Genomic DNA, 15,454 nt, shown 5'->3' on the forward strand with positions numbered 1-15,454 from the left:
GGCACCGCGATTCACGTGCTGTGACGTAGGATGTGACGCGTGCCCGAGCAGCGCCATACGGCACCGGAAGGAGCTTCGGAGCGCGTGATCACGAGATTGACGCCGCAGGACGCGTCGTTCTATCGGCTCGAGTCGAGTAGCAACCCGATCCACATCGGCTCTCTCGCGATCCTGAACAACACTTCCCCTGACATCACAGGTCAGGTGCTGGACTACGAAGGCCTCGTCGACCTGGTCGAATCCCGGCTGCCGATGGTGCCGCGCTACCGCCGCAAGGTGCGCGAGATCCCCCTGGCGATGGGTCGCCCGGTCTGGGTCGAAGACAGTCGATTCGACATCAGCTATCACATCCGTCGCTCCGCGCTGCCCGGTCCCGGCAGCGACGAACAGCTCTACGACCTGGTCGCGCGCCTGGCGTCACGGCCGCTGGACCAGGGGCGACCGCTGTGGGAGATGTATCTGATCGAAGGATTGTCGGACGGGCGCGCCGCGGTGTTCACCAAGTCGCATTCCGCGCTGGTCGACGGTGATACCGCCCTGGAAATCGGGCACGTGATCCTGGACAACAGCCCGCTGCCGCGCGAACTGGCCGACGACGCTTGGCGGGCGCCGCGCGAACCCACCGATGTGGAACTGATGGCCGGGGCACTGTCGCAACTGGCCGCGCAACCGCGCGAGGCCTACAGCGTGGTGCGCGACGCGGGCTCCAACGCGTTCGGCGTGGTGCGCGGGACCAGGATGGCCATGGCCGCCGCCGCCAACGCGGTGCGCGCGGCCACCACCGGCGCCGCGCCCGACAGCCCGCTCAACGCCCGCACCTCACGCAGCCGCCGGTTCGACGTGGTGCGCACCGACCTCGAGGACTACCGCAAGATCCGCAGGCATTTCGACTGCTCGATCAACGACACCGTGCTCGCGGTGGTCACCGGGGCGTTGCGCAACTGGCTGCTGTCGCGCAACGAGGCGCTGACCGAGTCGACCAACCTGCGCGCGGTGGTACCGATGTCGGTCTATGTCGACGGCGACAACCAGCTCACCCCTGCCAGCGAGGTCTCGTCGTTTCTCATCGACCTGCCCGTGGGCGAACCGAACCCGACCATGCGGCTGTCGCACATCTCGCACGCCACCGAGGAAGCCGGCCGAACCCGACGCGGCGTGCGCGCCCGCACGCTGGTGCACCTGGCCGGGTTCGCGCCCGCCAGCCTGCACGCGATGAGTGTGCGCGCGGCCAGCACCTTCGCCGACAACAGTTTCAACCTGGTGATCACCAACGCGCCGGGGCCACAGACCGCGATGTACATCGGCGGAGCGCGCATGCTGGAGATGTACCCGGTGTCGCCGCTGCTGCGCAATCAGACCTTGAGTTTCGGACTCACCTCATACGACGGTCAGGTCTTCTACGGACTCAACGCCGACCGCGACGCCATGGCCGATATCGATGTCCTCGCGGCATCGGTGCACGAATCGATGGAGGAGTTGCTCGGTGCCTGTCTCTGAGAACGACACGATGCGCGTCTACATCCCCGCCACCATCCCGATCCTGCGGCAACTGGTCGACGAACAGCAGCTGCTGCCGCTGGGCGCGACCGCGTTCGCGGTGACCCCCGCCCTGCGCGAGGCGTATGCGGCCGGCGACGACGAGGAGCTGGCCGAAGTGGCGATGCAGGAGGCCGCGCGGGCCTCCATGCGGTTGATCGCGGCCGAACGCGACGGCGACGACGAGATGGACGACGATGCCACCGCGGAAGGTGAGGCGGCCAACCCGGGTTCGCCGGTGTATCGGCGCGCGGTGATCGCCGCGGACGTGCCGGGGGCGAAACTGCGGCCCGACCTCGACGACGCGGTGGTGAAGCTGTCGGGGCCGGTCACGTTCGCGCAGGTCGCGGCGGTGCACGTGGACCTGGCCGACGCCGAACCGCAGGTGGCCAAGGCGGTGGACGTCATCGACGCCGCCGATCTGGGCGATCCCGACGCGGAGTTCGTGCTCGGCGACGCCGAAGACCACCAGTTGGCCTGGTACGCGCCCCAGGAAGTGCCGTTCTTGCTGGAACTTCTGTAGTTTTTCCGGTTACGGGGTCCATCGCTTGCCCAATGTTCACAACTGGCGCAAAACCTACGATGCCGTAACCTGGGGTGCTGGCGGCACCAGCCGCAACTAGGCACAGGAGAAAACGCACAGCATGGTGCTCAACAAGTTCCGGGAATGGCTCGAAGCTCCGGCGGCGCAGGTCGGCGATCGTGGCGGCAAGCTGAACGTTTTGCGTGGTGCGGTGGCCCGGGTGACCACTCCCCTGCTCCCCGACGACTACCTGCACCTGGCCAACCCGCTGTGGTCCGCGCGCGAACTGCGCGGGCGCATCGTGGAGGTCAAGAAGGAGACCGCCGACTCGGCGACCCTGGTGATCAAGCCGGGCTGGGGCTTCGACTTCAAGTACCAGCCGGGGCAGTACATCGGCATCGGCATCCTGATCGACGGCCGCTGGAACTGGCGTTCGTACTCGCTGACCTGCCCGCCGGACTGGACCGGCGAGGGCGGCAAGCGCCTGATCTCCATCGCGGTCAAGGCGATGCCCGAAGGCAAGCTGTCAAGCCACCTTGTCAACGGAGTGGCCGAGGGCACCATCGTGCGCCTGGCCGCACCGCAGGGCGGGTTCGTGCTCCCCGAACCGCCGCCGTCGAAGGTGCTGTTCCTCACCGCGGGCAGCGGCATCACCCCCGTGATGTCGATGCTGCGCACGATGGACCGTCGCGACGGTGTGCACGATGTGGTGCACGTGCATTCCGCGCCCACCGACGCCGACGTGATGTTCGGCGCCGAGCTGCGCGCCCTGCACGACAAGCACCCCAGCTTCGTGTCGCACCTGCAGCTCACCGACGACCACGGCCTGTTCTCCCTGGCCAGCCTCGACGAGCTCTACCCCGACTGGCGCGAGCGCGAGACCTGGGCCTGCGGACCCGCGCCGATGCTCGACGCGATCGAAAGCCATTGGAAGACGGCCGGCGTCGCCGACAAGCTGCACATCGAACGCTTCGAAGTCGAACGCTCCGCGGTCGGCGAGGGCGGCACCGTCACCTTCGGCACGACCGGTCGCACGGTCACCGTCGACGGCGCCACCAGCCTGTTGGAAGCCGGCGAATCGGTGGGCGTGCAGCTGCCCTTCGGTTGTCGCATGGGCATCTGCCAGACCTGTGTGGTCACCATCTCCGCCGGACACGCCCGCGACCTGCGCAACGGCGACGAACGCCAGCCCGGCGACAAGGTGCAAACCTGCATTTCCGCCGCCGCGGGCGACTGCACGCTGGACATCTAACCGATTGTCAAACCGGTTACCGGGTACCCTCGAAGTAAGCGTCGGCCACAACCCGTGACCGACGGCAATCGCCCAGGCCTTTGACTTCGATCAGACCTCGCGACCACAACTTAGGACCACTCACAGGACAACACAGTTCGAGGCGACAAACCGATGCGCGCAGCGCCGGTTTTCGGCCGCCTTGATCTGGACTGACCAGAGGGTGCGACGAAGGAGTGCCCGGCGGGAGGGAAGATCAAGGTTCCCAGGCCGAAAACCAGCGGCGCCAGCCGCAAAATAAGCACAGGAGGACCCCCGGGTGGCTATCACCGATATCCAGGCCTTCGCCCATTTGACGGCGGCTGACATCGAGACCCTGGGGAAAGAACTCGATTCGATCCGCCGTGAGGTGGAGACCTCCCGTGGTGAGCGCGATGCCAAGTACATCCGTCGCACCATCGCCGCCCAGCGTGCCCTCGAGGTCGCTGGGCGCGCGGTGTTGTTCGGCAGCCGTAACCGGTGGGCGTGGCTGGGCGGTACGGCGATGCTGTCGGTGGCCAAGATCATCGAGAACATGGAGCTGGGCCACAATGTGAGCCACGGCCAGTGGGACTGGATGAACGACCCGGAGATCCACTCCACCAGCTGGGAGTGGGACATGACGGGCACGTCGTCGCAGTGGCGGCGCGCGCACAACTATTCGCACCACACCTACACCAATGTCCTCGGCAAGGACGAGGATCTGGGTTTCGGCATTCTGCGGATGACCCGCGACGAGCCTTGGCGCCCACTGCATCTGGTGCAGCCGGCCGCGAATCTGCTGCTGGCCGCGACCTTCGAGTGGGGTATCGCGCTGCACGATCTGGGCATCGAGAAGGAGCTGGCCGGGATTCCCGACAGTGACCACACCTCCGCGCCCGATATCGAGTTCTATCGCAAGGCAGGCCGTCAGGTCGTCAAGGATTTCGTGCTGTATCCGGCGCTGACCGGTCCGGCGTGGAAGTCCACGATGAAGGCCAACGCGACCGCGAACCTGGTGCGCAACCTGTGGTCGTACGCGGTGATCTTCTGCGGGCACTTCCCCGACGGCGCGGAGAAGTTCACCATCGAGCATCTCGACGGGGAGACCCAGGGCGGCTGGTACCTGCGTCAGATGCTGGGCAGCGCCAACTTCAAGGCGGGCCCGGTCATGGCGTTCATGAGCGGCAACCTGTGCTACCAGATCGAGCACCACCTGTTCCCCGACCTGCCCAGCAACCGGTATTCCGAGGTCGCGGTGCGGGTGCGCGAGCTGTGCGACAAGTACGACCTGCCCTACACGACCGGTTCGCTGGGCAAGCAGTACCTGCTGGCGTTCCGCACCATCCACAAGCTGGCGCTGCCGGACCGGTTCCTCAAGCGCACCGCCGACGACGCGCCCGAGACTTCGTCGGAGCGCAAGTTCGCCGGGATCACTCTGCCCGACGCGCTGCGGGTGGATCCGGAGACGGGTCTGCGGTTCGGTCTGCGCTCGGCGCTGCACGACGCGAAGGTGTCGCTCGAGGCCAAGGCGCGGCACGAGAAAGAGGTGCTGCGCGAGGCGAAGACCGCCCTCAAGGCACGGGCGCGGCAGGAGAAGCTGGCGCTGCGGCAGGCCAAGCGGGCACTGGGTGAGCGGGCGCGCGATGAGCGCGACAAGGCTGCTCGCCGTATCGGCCGCACTGCCTGAATAACATCTTCATCTCGGTTTTTCAATAGGATGTTTCACACAATTCGGACCGAAATTCACCAACCTACGCTCTCGTAACTTACGGTACTGTAGCCGCCATGGCGATCTCGGATGTCAAGGAATACGCGCACCTCACCGCTGCGGACGTAGAAGCTCTCGGTGCGGAGTTCGACGCGATCCGTCGGGAAATCGAATCCTCCCGCGGAGCCGCCGACGCGCGCTATATCCGCAACGTCATCCGGTTACAGCGGGCGCTGGAGATCAGCGGCCGCACGGTGCTGTTCGCCAGCTTCCTGCCCCCGGCCTGGCTGGCCGGTGTCGCCCTGCTGGGCTCCGCCAAGATCATCGAGAACATGGAGATCGGGCACAACGTCATGCACGGGCAGTGGGACTGGATGAACGATCCGGAAATCCACTCCACCTCGTGGGAATGGGACAACGCGGGCCCGTCGGCGCACTGGAAGATCACCCACAACTTCCTGCACCACAAGTACACCAACGTGCTGGGCATGGACGACGACATCGGCTACGGCCTGCTGCGCGTGACGCGCGACCAGCGCTGGATGCCGTTCTACCTGGGCAACCCGATCTACAACTTCGTGTTGCAGGCGCTGTTCGAATACGGCGTGGCGATCCAGCATCTCGAGCTGGGCAAGGTCGCGAAGAAGAAGTGGGACAAGGACTCCCCCGAGTGGAAGCAGTTCGAAGCCGACCGCACCCTGGTGCTGAAGAAGATCGGCAAGCAGGCCGCCAAGGACTACGTGGTCTTCCCGCTGCTCACCGGCCCGGCCTTCCTGTCCACGCTGACCGCCAATATGGCCGCCAACGTGGTGCGCAATGTGTGGACCAACGCGATCATCTTCTGCGGCCACTTCCCCGACGGCGCCGAGAAGTTCACCAAGGCCGACATCGAGGGCGAGACCAAGGGCGAGTGGTACCTGCGCCAGATGTTGGGCAGCGCCAACATCAGCGGCGGGCGACTGCTGCACTTCATGAGCGGCAACCTCAGCCACCAGATCGAACACCACCTGTTCCCCGACCTGCCCAGCAACCGCTACGCCGCCATCGCGGTGCGGGTGCGGGAGCTGGCCGAGAAGTACGACCTGCCGTACACCACCGGATCGCTGCCGGTGCAGTACTTCAAGTCGTGGCGCACCATCCTCAAGCTGTCGCTGCCCAACAAGTACCTGCGGCACACCACCGACGACGCGCCCGAGACCAAGTCCGAGCGGCTGTTCGCCGGCAACACCGCGCCCTCGATCGACCCGGTGACCGGGCGTCGCCAGGGCTTGCGCACCGCGCTCGCCGCCGGGCGCAAGCTGGCCCGTCGCTCCGCCGCCTGACCGGGCGCGACGGTAGGGTCGGCGCGTGAGTGCCGACCAGATGAGCGTCTACGACGCGATCCGATTGCGTCGTGATGTGCGCGCCGAGTTCACCGGCGAGCTCGTCGACGACGAGACCCTGCTGCGCATTCTCGACGCCGCGCATCGTGCGCCCAGTGTCGGGAATTCGCAGCCGTGGGATTTCGTCGTGGTGCGCAATGCTCAGACACTGCAACGCTTCGCCGATCACGTAGCCGACAAGCGGGTCGAGTTCGGGGCGTCGCTGCCTGCCGAGCGGGCGGCGACCTTCTCGCCGATCAAGATCGACGGGATCCTCGAGAGCGGGACGGGAGTTGTTGTCACCCACGATGATTCGCGGGGCGGACCGCAGGTGCTCGGGCGCGCGAGTGTGCCCGAGACCGGGGTGTACTCGACGGTGTTGGCGATCCAGAATCTATGGCTCGCGGCGACCGCGGAGCAAGTGGGGGTGGGCTGGGTGTCGTTCTACGACCCGGAATTCCTGCGCGAACTCGTCGACCTGCCCGCGGGGATCAAGCCGGTGGCGTGGCTGTGTGTGGGGCCGGTGCACGAGTTCCAGCAGGTGCCCGATCTGGAACGGTTCGGGTGGCGGACGGGGCGGGCGTTGGCCGAGGCCGTGCATCACGAAACCTTCGGCGGCTGAACAGAACCGGGCGAAATCCGGGCATCCGCGCGGTGCGGATACCCGGATCGGTCACCGGACTAGGCCAGCTTGATCAGGCCGTAGTCGAAAGCGTGTCTGCGATAGACCACCGACGGGCGGTCGGTCTCTTTGTCGTGGAACAGGAAGAAGTCGTGGCCGACCAATTCCATCTGATAGAGGGCGTCGTCGACCGACATCGGGGTCGCGGTGTGCACCTTGGTGCGCACGATATGGCCGGGACCGGTGTCGTCGGCAGCCTCGTCGTGATCGTGGGCCGCGGAACCGTCGGGTGGGGAGAACAGCGACTCGTCGACCAGTGTCGCAGTGGCCTGCGCGACCGAGACCGGCGTCTTGTCGCCGTAGTGGACTACGCGGCGCTTGTCCTTGGTGCGGCGCAGTCTGCTCTCGATCTTCTGGGTGGCCGATTCCAGCGCGGCATAGAAACTGTCGGCGCACGCCTCGGCGCGCACGATCGGTCCACGGCCGCGCGCGGTGATCTCCACGCGCTGACAGGCCTTGCGTTGACGACGGTTGCGTTCATGGAACAGTTCCACATCGAACAGGAAGATCGAAGGGTCGAAGCGCTCCAACCGAGACAGCTTCTCCGCGACGTAGATTCGATAGTGGTCAGGAATTTCGACATTGCGACCGGAGACCACCACTTCGGCGTTGGGGGTCTGGAATTCGATCGTCTCGGTGGCACCGTCATACAGTGCGGTGGGTTCAGCGTCTTGCACTGATGCCCGTGAAGAAGTCGTCACGCGTACCTCCCGGATATGGCCGCACAAACTGAGAACGTCTCGCGGCGGGATTGAGCTGTGCCGATCGGGAATCGCCCGGCACCTGTCTCCGCGGCACCACCTCCAAACGTGTCGTCAGGTGTGTGTTCGCGACGCTAGTCCGCCACGGGCAAGTCCGCCACTGTTCACGCGAACTTTCCTCAGTCAAGCCGCACAGGTCACCAAAACCGCGCGCGGAACTATGCCGATTCGACTAAGAACACGTGTCGATTCGCAGGCGGTGGCGCCGGTGGTCAGCACGTCGTCGACCAGGATGACCTGCGCTTTCGCGTCCACGCGGGCCCATTGCGCCGGATCGGTGGACGCGATGATCTTGCCGCGAAGATTGTGGGCGCGTTGCGCCGGTGTCAAGCCCACCGAATCCCGCACGCCACTGCCCATCCGCAGCAGCGACGCGGTTCGGCAATCGATCAGCCACCGGGCCGCGGACACCGCTGACCGCGCCACCGGGTCACCGCCGCGACGGCGGGCGGCCACGGATCTGGTCGGCGCCGGCACGAGCACCAGCGGTCGATCGGGGGCACGTAATCGGACCAGCGCGTGCGCCAAGGCAAGGCCGAGCGGGTCGGCCAGATCGCGCCTACCGTGCTCCTTGGCCGCCAACACCGCCCGCCGTCCGGCCCCCTCGTACGGACCGAGCGCCCAGCACGGAATGCCCGGGTCAGCGCGCGGCCTGACCCGAACGGGCCCGCGCCCCAGTTCAGCCGCGCACCCCGCACACCATTGCTCCCCCGCCACCCCGCAACCACCACACCGGTCGGGCAGGACCAAATCCAGCAGCGCCTTCATAGCGACCGAGTATGGCCCAGGGCACTGACACACTCAGCTCGGCAGGACTGGCACGACCTGATCTCCCGTTAGTCCGGGTACTTCGCGCCAGAAACGGTCGTTGCGGGTGGGATCGGCGGTCTGTAGCTGCAGTACGGCCCGGGAATCGGCCACGTACTGCGTGGCCGGGGCCGCGGTGACGACCCGGACCGGCGGGGTCAGGTTCTGCGACGTGACCGAGCTGAACTGGGAGCCGTCGACCGACACGGTGAAGACCGGGTCCACGTTGCCTTCCCTGGCGGCCATGATCGTGTCGCCGGTGACCCAGCTCAGCGAGACCACGCGGGTGCTCAGGCCCAGTGCCAGCGGCAGTGGGGAGGTGAGCGCGTACTTGCCGTCGGGGCGTCGATCGACCACCGCGACGTAGACCTTGCCGTCGGCGATCAGGGCCGCGCGCACGCCGGTCCGCGAGATCACCACCTCGCTGATCGGTAACCGCGGCGCGCCGGTGCCCTCGAGCAGTCCCGAGATGTCGACGTCGTCGGTGGAGACATTGCCGGTGGCGCGGTCGGTGACCGCGCGGATGACCCGGTCACCGTCGATCACCGTCCATGCCGCGCCGCCGTCGCTGGTCCAGGACGGCCTGGCGATGGTCGAGCCCTCGGCCACCGCGAACGCCTTGGCGCCGTAGTTGCCCAGCAGCAGGGTGCGGGCGGGTTCGGGGGCCGGTTTGCCGGAGTCGGCGACCGCGGCGACGAACTGGCCGTCCGCGGAGATGCCCACGGACTGCAGGTTGGTCGCCTCACCGAAAGAACCACTGGGCGTGACGATCCCGTCCGGGGTGACCTGCACCAGGGTGCCGTTGCGCAGCGCGTGCAGACCGATCCGGTTCTGGCCCGGCGCCGAGGCGCTGTACTGGTCGACATCGGCCACCGACCAGCCGTTGGCCGCGTACCGGTCGTCGATCGGTTTGCCGTCGGCCAGCAGCACATACGGGCCGAGGATGTCCGCACCGGACAGGGTCAGCACCACCTGCGCGGCGAGCAGTTCGCGTTCGCGCGGGCCCATCGTGCCGATGCCGGCGAAGTCGATGCGCACCCCGCCCAACCCGACGCCGACATCGCCGGGTTCGTTGTCGGCCTTGGTGATCGGACCGCGCAGCGAGGCCGGCGGCGCGAGCTGATTGCGCGCCACCGACACGATCGAGGACTGCGGGCCCTGCGCCAGCATCGCGATCAACCGCTCGGTGACCTGGGCGCGCGGTACCGAGATCCACCGCGGATCCGGCACGAGCAGGTTGTTGCCCGGGTCGATGTAATACAGCACGTAGCGGTGGTAGGACTTGATGAACGCGTCGTTGTCCATCACCACCCCCGGCGGCAGGTCGGTGATCCGCCATTCGCCGTCGATCTTGCTCATCTCGATCTTGTTCTCGATGGTGCCCTCGGTGGCGCGGTAGCCGCCGTCGCGGGCGAGCTCACCGGCCTTACGGGCACGCAACACGTAGCTGGCCTTGTCGCCCGACCGCGACTCGCGCAGGGTGTCGGGGCGGTCCTCGACGATGGTGGTGCTGGCCTCGTCGTTCCACTCGCCCGCGGTTTCGGGGGTCATGTATTGGCGGGCCGCGGCGTGCCGGTTGGTGGGATCGGCGCTGGCGGTGAGGAAATCGCCCAGCAGCAGGTCGGGGTCGCGGCCGGAGATCGGCGGGGTCGGGCCCTCCGATGTGGGCGCGCGGTTGATCGTGCCCAGCGCCTGCGGAGCCGACGATTCCGGCAGGCTGGCGCACCCGGTGATCACCATCAACCCGGCCAGCATCGCCGCGACGAGTGCGGCGCCGTATCGACGATCACCACGCGCACTCGTCATGACTTCCCGTCTTCGGTCTCGGTGGACATCGGCTGGTCGAGATCGGCATCGCCGCTGGTCGCGGGTGGTTCGTCGGCCGAATCCCCCGCCGACGCGTCCGCGGGCTGCGGTGCCGGAAGGGCGATCGGGGATTGCGCCACGGCCGCTTCGGTTTCGACGATAGTCGGCTCGGCCGGTTCGGCTTCGGGCAGTGCGGGGACCTTGCGCAGCATCGGTTCCAGCGCCAGCGGGCTCTGGCCGAGTTTGCGCCCGCGCACCATCGGCAGCAGCAACCGGAAGCTCGCGCCCACACCGGGATCGCCCCAGGCCTCCAGCCTGCCCTCGTGCAGATTCGCGTCCTCGACACTGATCGACAAGCCAAGACCCGTGCCGCCCGAGCGACGCACGCGCGAGGGGTCCGAACGCCAGAATCGGTTGAACACCAGCTTTTCCTCGCCGGGTCGCAAGCCGACGCCCTGGTCGCGCACCACCGTGGCCACGGCATTGGCCTCAGCGTCACCGCGCATCCGGATCAGCACCGGCTTGCCCTCGGAGTGGTCGATCGCGTTGGCCAGCAGGTTGCGCAGCACCCGTTCCACGCGACGCGGGTCGACCTCGGCGATCACCGGCTCCTCCGGCAGGTCGATCACCACCTCGATCTCGGCGTCGCGGGCAAGGTGGCGCACCGTGGAGATCGCCGCACGCGCGCACATGCGCACATCCAGCGATTCCACCTGCAGTTCGGCCACACCCGCGTCGTGTCGGGAGATCTCGAGCAGGTCGTTGAGCAGTCCTTCGAACCGGTCCAGTTCGTTGACCAGTAGCTCCGAGCTGCGGGCCAGCGCCGGTTCGAGCTCGTCGCTGGAACCGTGGATCAGGTCCGCGGCCATGCGCACCGTGGTCAGCGGGGTGCGCAGTTCGTGGCTGACATCGGAGGTGAAGCGGCGCTGCAGATTGCCGAATTCCTCGAGCTGGGTGATCTGGTTCGACAGGCTCTCGGCCATCTCGTTGAACGCCTGCGCCAGCCGGGCCATGTCGTCCTCGCCGCGCACGAGCATGCGTTCTTTGAGTCGACCGTCGGCGAAGCGACCCGCGATCCGCGCCGCGGACCGGATCGGCAGCACCACCTGCCTGGTGACCAGCGCGGTGATCGCCGCCAGCAACACCAGCAGCACCACACCACCGATGAGCATCGTGCCGCGCATCAGCGACAGGCTCGATTCTTCGCTTGCCAGCGGGAAGATCAGGTAGATCTCCAGCGTGGGGACCTCGGCGCTGGGACTGCCGATCACCAGCGCGCGCCCGCGATAACCATCGGGGTCGGCGACGGTGGTGAACTGGTAGGAGACCTGGTCGCGCTGCACGAACCGGCGCAACTCCTGCGGCACCTCCGACACCGGGCCCACGGTGATCTCGCGCGGCGGCGTTCCGCCGACCATGGCCAGCGCCGAGTCGAAACTACCCGCGGCACCACTGGACTGGCCGGTGCCGCCGCGGTTGGACAGCTCGGCGCGCGCGTCGGTGAGCTGTTTGTCCTGGGTGGCGTTGCCGGACTGGATACCCGACAGCCGATCCTCGATCGTGTTGCGGGCACGATCCATCTCCTCGACAGCCGCGTTGATCTTGGCTTCCAGGAGCCGGTCGGTGATCTGACCGGTGAGCACGACCCCCAGGATCGTGATGACGATGAGCGACAGGGTCAATGTCGACACGATGACTCGCAGCTGCAGCGAACGGCGCCACAGATGGCCCAGTGCCGTCCCGACGGCCGAGAACCAAGCCATGATCGGGGTTGCCCACTGCCGCAGCTGCGCCACTGGACCAGTGGTCACAGCGGCGCCCCACAGCGACCGATCACGGCGGTCCGGCCTTGTAACCGACGCCGCGCACGGTCAACACGATCTCCGGGTTCTCCGGATCCTTCTCGACCTTGGCGCGCAAACGCTGCACGTGCACGTTCACCAGACGGGTGTCGGCGGCGTGCCGGTAACCCCACACCTGCTCGAGCAGGACCTCACGGGTGAACACCTGACGCGGCTTGCGCGCCAGAGCCACCAGCAGGTCGAATTCCAGCGGGGTGAGCGAGATCTGGGCGGGGCCGCGAGTCACCTTGTGCGCGGGCACATCGATGACGATGTCCGCGATCGACAGCAGCTCGGCGGGCTCGTCCTCGGTGCGGCGCAGACGCGCTCGCACGCGGGCGACCAACTCCTTGGGCTTGAAAGGTTTGACGATGTAGTCGTCGGCACCGGACTCCAGGCCGAGAACCACATCGACCGTATCGGTCTTGGCGGTGAGCATGACGATCGGAACGCCGGAATCGGCCCGCAGGACACGGCATACGTCGATGCCGTTCATGCCGGGCAGCATCAGGTCCAGCAGAACCAGGTCGGGGCGGATTTCCCGCACCGCCGACAGGGCCTGTGTGCCGTCGCCGACCACGTGCGGGTCGAACCCTTCCCCGCGCAAGACGATGGTCAGCATCTCAGCGAGTGCCATATCGTCGTCGACGACCAGAATCTTGGGCTTCATAGTCCTATGTTGTCATCTCCCAGGCCAGGATCGGGCCGCCACGCCATTAATGGTGTCAACCCGTCGTGCAGAGGTCGAGCAGCGCTGGCCTGTCGTCGTCGGATCGGTACGTCCACCACCGGCCGAACCAGTCGCGGTCGGCTAGTTCACGATAGACCTCGCCGGTGCGTTGCTGCAGACCGCCGTCCCGTTCGTAGGCGTCCAGCGCGCGCGTGTCGTCGAGTTCGCCACGGCGACGGGCACGTTCGGCGGCCACCTCGGTGGACACGTCGAGCAGCACGGTGAGGTCGGGCGTGGGCAATTCGAGTCGACCGAACTCCAGATCGCCCACCCACGAAACGATTTCGCCGTCGGCGTCCTGGTGGGCGCGCGCGGCGGAGTAGGCGGCGTTGGAGGCCACCCAGCGGTCCAGGATCACGATGTCGTTGCCGCCCAACAGGTCCGCCAACTCCACACTGGCCGCGGCCCGGTCCAGTGCGAACATGATGGCCATGCCGTTGATCGACCCGGCCAGATCCCCGTTGCCCCCGCGCAATGCCTCGGCGGCGAGATCGGCGTGGATCGAATGCCCGTACTGCGGAAAAGCCAAACTGTCCGCCCGCAACCCTTTTCCGGCCAGGTCCGCGATCAGCCCCTCGATCAGCGTCCGCTTACCCGCCCCGTCGAGCCCCTCGACCGCAATCAGTACGCCCATGCGGTGAGATTACCGCGCCCGCACCGACACCTTCACGCGCCGAGCGCTTTCGACTAGCACACCACCATGTGAAGCAAACCAATTTCAGAAGCCCCGACTTTTCTGGTCTGGCGCGGTCACCGACGCGACGACAGGGTGAGCACATCTCACTGCCACCGCGATCGAACGGCACCGACATGAACACACGCGCACTGACCACCACGTTAGCCGCCTTCGCCGCCATAGCCGCGCTGACCAGCGGCCCCGCCACCGCAGCAGACGGGTCCACTGACGTGCTTGCCGGGGTACTCAACTCGGGCACGGGCCAGGCGGTCATGGGCGGCAGTGCCGGTGCGGAACAGGTGGTGACCGGCTCGACCGGCATGTCGGCTGCTGTGTTCTGCCCACTGATGGCGCTGACCGGGCGCAACTGCAACAACTCGATCCCCGATCCGGGCGCGTAGCTCGAACCTGATCCCCGCCCCTCCCCCGAGCCCCCTGGAGTCACCATGCGTTCTCGCACCACCCTTCGCGCCGCGGTCGCCACCGCGACCCTGGCACTCGCGCTCACCGGCACCGGCGTCGCTGCGGCCGCGCCCGAGGCGGAACCGATCCGCCACGGCCACCACCACGACCACCGACCGAGCCTGCTCTCCGGTTCCGCCAGCGGTTCCGCCGCCACCGGATCGGCCGCGGTCCGCGGCTCCGCCGAGATCGCGGCCTGCCTGCTCCTGGAAGCCGTTGTCCCGCTGCCGATCTGCCTGATCTTCATCTGACCGTTCGCCGCTGAATCACCGAGGAGCACCATGTCTGTCACCGCCACCCTGCGCGCCGCGACGGTGGCCGTCGCGCTCACCGCGATCGTCTCCGCCGGTCTCGGACCTGCGGCGGCGGCCCCGACGCCCACCCCTTCGGCAACACCGATCCTGATTCCCAGCGGCCCCTACCCGAAGACCGGCAGCTCGGCCATCGACGCCGTGTTCCATGTCTTCAACTCGATCGCTTGCGGTGCGGTCTGCTGGAGCACTTGGCCGAACGAGACACCCTGGTTCCCCGGCAGCCTGTAGCCGTGCCGATACCCGATATTCCCCCAAGGAGCACCATGTTCGTTCGTAGATTCACCACTGCTGCCGTGGCCGTCGCCGTGGCGGGCGCACTGACCGGCATCGCCGCACCGGCCGCCGGCGCGGAAAGCTCGGTCGAGTCCGGTGCGCGCGTCGTAGCCTTAGGGAACTCCGGCTCTGACGAGGCGATGATCTACCTGAGCTCCGCCTCGGGCGCGCTACTCATCCCGATCATCTTGCCGTTCATGTGTCTGCACCCCAACGTGGACTGCTTGAGTTTGGGCAGCTCGCTCCTGCCCCACTGACGCGAAACCGGTCCGGCGAATGCCGTAATACCCGATAGTCCCGCTAGGAGCACCATGTTCGTTCGTAGATTCACCACCGCTGCCGTGGCCGTCGCTGCGGCGGGCGCACTGACCGGGATCGGTGCACCCGTTGCGGCCGCTGAGGGTCCCCCAGGCTCGAGCGAGCTGTACTCCCTGTTCAACGCCGGTGTCGCGTCCGGCTCCGGCCAGGGAATCATCACCGGGAGCAATGCTGTCACCAGCGGAACCGCGGCGATTCTCGAACTGCCCGGCGTGCTGTGCGCGCTGGGCACCATGTCGGGATTCGGACCTTATAGCGTGTTCTGCGCACCGCTGAAACAGGCTTGACGCGACAGTGGGCCCGGGGGCCCGAAGGTGGGCGGGGCCCCAGGCAAAATAGGGGGAGTTGGCGTAGTGCTGGGGGGTTTTAGGGGCCCCCACCTCAAAATTGGTTTTGTCGGGCAG

At 67.1% G+C, this 15,454-nt stretch carries 17 protein-coding genes; 11 read left to right on the forward strand and 6 right to left on the reverse strand.

Annotated elements, in window-relative coordinates:
• Positions 1 to 84 precede the first annotated feature (84 nt).
• The 6 genes from ACFWU5_RS03985 to bluB all read left to right on the forward strand — a co-directional run bounded on the left by ACFWU5_RS03985 (position 85) and on the right by bluB (position 7,002).
• Entirely contained in the window at positions 85 to 1,497 is a 1,413-nt protein-coding gene (locus ACFWU5_RS03985; RefSeq protein ID WP_379266085.1) for a wax ester/triacylglycerol synthase family O-acyltransferase, read from the forward strand.
• A gap of 10 nt (positions 1,498 to 1,507) precedes the next feature.
• The gene (locus ACFWU5_RS03990; protein ID WP_379240955.1) at positions 1,508 to 2,059 is read left to right on the forward strand and encodes a DUF6912 family protein; all 552 of its coding nucleotides are present in this window, start codon (positions 1,508 to 1,510) and stop codon (positions 2,057 to 2,059) included.
• A 121-nt stretch (positions 2,060 to 2,180) separates the two neighbouring features.
• Positions 2,181 to 3,311 carry a ferredoxin reductase gene (locus tag ACFWU5_RS03995; protein ID WP_379240186.1) on the forward strand — a complete coding sequence of 377 codons (1,131 nt, stop codon included), beginning with the start codon at positions 2,181 to 2,183 and terminating at the stop codon, positions 3,309 to 3,311.
• A 298-nt stretch (positions 3,312 to 3,609) separates the two neighbouring features.
• Entirely contained in the window at positions 3,610 to 4,998 is a 1,389-nt protein-coding gene (locus ACFWU5_RS04000) for a fatty acid desaturase family protein (RefSeq protein WP_379240185.1), read from the forward strand.
• A 98-nt stretch (positions 4,999 to 5,096) separates the two neighbouring features.
• A complete protein-coding gene (locus ACFWU5_RS04005; RefSeq protein WP_379240184.1) occupies positions 5,097 to 6,341 on the forward strand; it encodes a fatty acid desaturase family protein in 1,245 nt (414 codons plus the stop codon).
• Between the two features lie 40 nt (positions 6,342 to 6,381).
• The gene (gene bluB, locus ACFWU5_RS04010; RefSeq protein WP_379266214.1) at positions 6,382 to 7,002 is read left to right on the forward strand and encodes a 5,6-dimethylbenzimidazole synthase; all 621 of its coding nucleotides are present in this window, start codon (positions 6,382 to 6,384) and stop codon (positions 7,000 to 7,002) included.
• A 59-nt stretch (positions 7,003 to 7,061) separates the two neighbouring features.
• Here the strand turns inward: bluB and hpf are convergent, their stop codons facing one another.
• The 6 genes from hpf to ACFWU5_RS04040 form a co-directional block, all read right to left on the reverse strand.
• The gene (gene hpf / locus ACFWU5_RS04015) at positions 7,062 to 7,763 is read right to left on the reverse strand and encodes a ribosome hibernation-promoting factor, HPF/YfiA family (protein WP_379266086.1); all 702 of its coding nucleotides are present in this window, start codon (positions 7,761 to 7,763) and stop codon (positions 7,062 to 7,064) included.
• A 183-nt stretch (positions 7,764 to 7,946) separates the two neighbouring features.
• A complete protein-coding gene (locus ACFWU5_RS04020) occupies positions 7,947 to 8,591 on the reverse strand; it encodes a ComF family protein (protein ID WP_379266087.1) in 645 nt (214 codons plus the stop codon).
• Between the two features lie 33 nt (positions 8,592 to 8,624).
• Positions 8,625 to 10,436, reverse strand: a complete 1,812-nt coding sequence (gene lpqB / locus ACFWU5_RS04025; RefSeq protein ID WP_379240181.1) for an MtrAB system accessory lipoprotein LpqB — start codon at positions 10,434 to 10,436, stop codon at positions 8,625 to 8,627.
• On the reverse strand, positions 10,433 to 12,199 hold the full coding sequence (mtrB, locus tag ACFWU5_RS04030) for an MtrAB system histidine kinase MtrB (protein WP_379240952.1): 1,767 nt from the start codon (positions 12,197 to 12,199) through the stop codon (positions 10,433 to 10,435). Before mtrB ends, lpqB begins: the two co-directional genes overlap by 4 nt.
• A 70-nt stretch (positions 12,200 to 12,269) precedes the next feature.
• Positions 12,270 to 12,947 (reverse strand): MtrAB system response regulator MtrA, encoded by a 678-nt coding sequence (gene mtrA, locus ACFWU5_RS04035; protein WP_379240180.1) that lies wholly within the window; start codon positions 12,945 to 12,947, stop codon positions 12,270 to 12,272.
• A gap of 55 nt (positions 12,948 to 13,002) precedes the next feature.
• Complete coding sequence (locus ACFWU5_RS04040) at positions 13,003 to 13,641, reverse strand: dTMP kinase (protein WP_379240179.1); 639 nt, start codon at positions 13,639 to 13,641, stop codon at positions 13,003 to 13,005.
• A gap of 176 nt (positions 13,642 to 13,817) precedes the next feature.
• Between ACFWU5_RS04040 and ACFWU5_RS04045 the strand changes: the two genes are divergently transcribed.
• From ACFWU5_RS04045 to ACFWU5_RS04065, 5 genes are read left to right on the forward strand one after another with little or no spacing between them, the layout of a single operon-like run.
• Positions 13,818 to 14,084, forward strand: a complete 267-nt coding sequence (locus ACFWU5_RS04045) for a hypothetical protein (protein WP_379240178.1) — start codon at positions 13,818 to 13,820, stop codon at positions 14,082 to 14,084.
• A 45-nt stretch (positions 14,085 to 14,129) separates the two neighbouring features.
• On the forward strand, positions 14,130 to 14,396 hold the full coding sequence (locus tag ACFWU5_RS04050) for a hypothetical protein (RefSeq protein ID WP_379240177.1): 267 nt from the start codon (positions 14,130 to 14,132) through the stop codon (positions 14,394 to 14,396).
• Positions 14,397 to 14,426: 30 nt separating this feature from the next.
• Entirely contained in the window at positions 14,427 to 14,687 is a 261-nt protein-coding gene (locus ACFWU5_RS04055; RefSeq protein WP_379240176.1) for a hypothetical protein, read from the forward strand.
• Positions 14,688 to 14,722: 35 nt separating this feature from the next.
• Positions 14,723 to 14,989 (forward strand): hypothetical protein, encoded by a 267-nt coding sequence (locus ACFWU5_RS04060; RefSeq protein WP_379240175.1) that lies wholly within the window; start codon positions 14,723 to 14,725, stop codon positions 14,987 to 14,989.
• A 54-nt stretch (positions 14,990 to 15,043) separates the two neighbouring features.
• A complete protein-coding gene (locus tag ACFWU5_RS04065; protein WP_379240174.1) occupies positions 15,044 to 15,337 on the forward strand; it encodes a hypothetical protein in 294 nt (97 codons plus the stop codon).
• The last annotated feature ends 117 nt before the right edge of the window (positions 15,338 to 15,454 follow it).

Source organism: Nocardia sp. NPDC058640 (genome assembly GCF_042716995.1).
Taxonomy (GTDB): domain Bacteria; phylum Actinomycetota; class Actinomycetes; order Mycobacteriales; family Mycobacteriaceae; genus Nocardia.

Coding starts and splice junctions, on each gene's coding strand:
- ACFWU5_RS03990 (WP_379240955.1), top strand. CDS start 1,508: ATGCGCGTCTACATCCCCGCCACCATCCCGATCCTGCGGCAACTGGTC.
- ACFWU5_RS03995 (WP_379240186.1), top strand. CDS start 2,181: ATGGTGCTCAACAAGTTCCGGGAATGGCTCGAAGCTCCGGCGGCGCAG.
- ACFWU5_RS04005 (WP_379240184.1), top strand. CDS start 5,097: ATGGCGATCTCGGATGTCAAGGAATACGCGCACCTCACCGCTGCGGAC.
- bluB (WP_379266214.1), top strand. CDS start 6,382: ATGAGCGTCTACGACGCGATCCGATTGCGTCGTGATGTGCGCGCCGAG.
- ACFWU5_RS04020 (WP_379266087.1), bottom strand. CDS start 8,591: ATGAAGGCGCTGCTGGATTTGGTCCTGCCCGACCGGTGTGGTGGTTGC.
- lpqB (WP_379240181.1), bottom strand. CDS start 10,436: ATGACGAGTGCGCGTGGTGATCGTCGATACGGCGCCGCACTCGTCGCG.
- mtrB (WP_379240952.1), bottom strand. CDS start 12,199: ATGGCTTGGTTCTCGGCCGTCGGGACGGCACTGGGCCATCTGTGGCGC.
- mtrA (WP_379240180.1), bottom strand. CDS start 12,947: ATGAAGCCCAAGATTCTGGTCGTCGACGACGATATGGCACTCGCTGAG.
- ACFWU5_RS04040 (WP_379240179.1), bottom strand. CDS start 13,641: ATGGGCGTACTGATTGCGGTCGAGGGGCTCGACGGGGCGGGTAAGCGG.
- ACFWU5_RS04045 (WP_379240178.1), top strand. CDS start 13,818: ATGAACACACGCGCACTGACCACCACGTTAGCCGCCTTCGCCGCCATA.
- ACFWU5_RS04050 (WP_379240177.1), top strand. CDS start 14,130: ATGCGTTCTCGCACCACCCTTCGCGCCGCGGTCGCCACCGCGACCCTG.
- ACFWU5_RS04055 (WP_379240176.1), top strand. CDS start 14,427: ATGTCTGTCACCGCCACCCTGCGCGCCGCGACGGTGGCCGTCGCGCTC.
- ACFWU5_RS04060 (WP_379240175.1), top strand. CDS start 14,723: ATGTTCGTTCGTAGATTCACCACTGCTGCCGTGGCCGTCGCCGTGGCG.
- ACFWU5_RS04065 (WP_379240174.1), top strand. CDS start 15,044: ATGTTCGTTCGTAGATTCACCACCGCTGCCGTGGCCGTCGCTGCGGCG.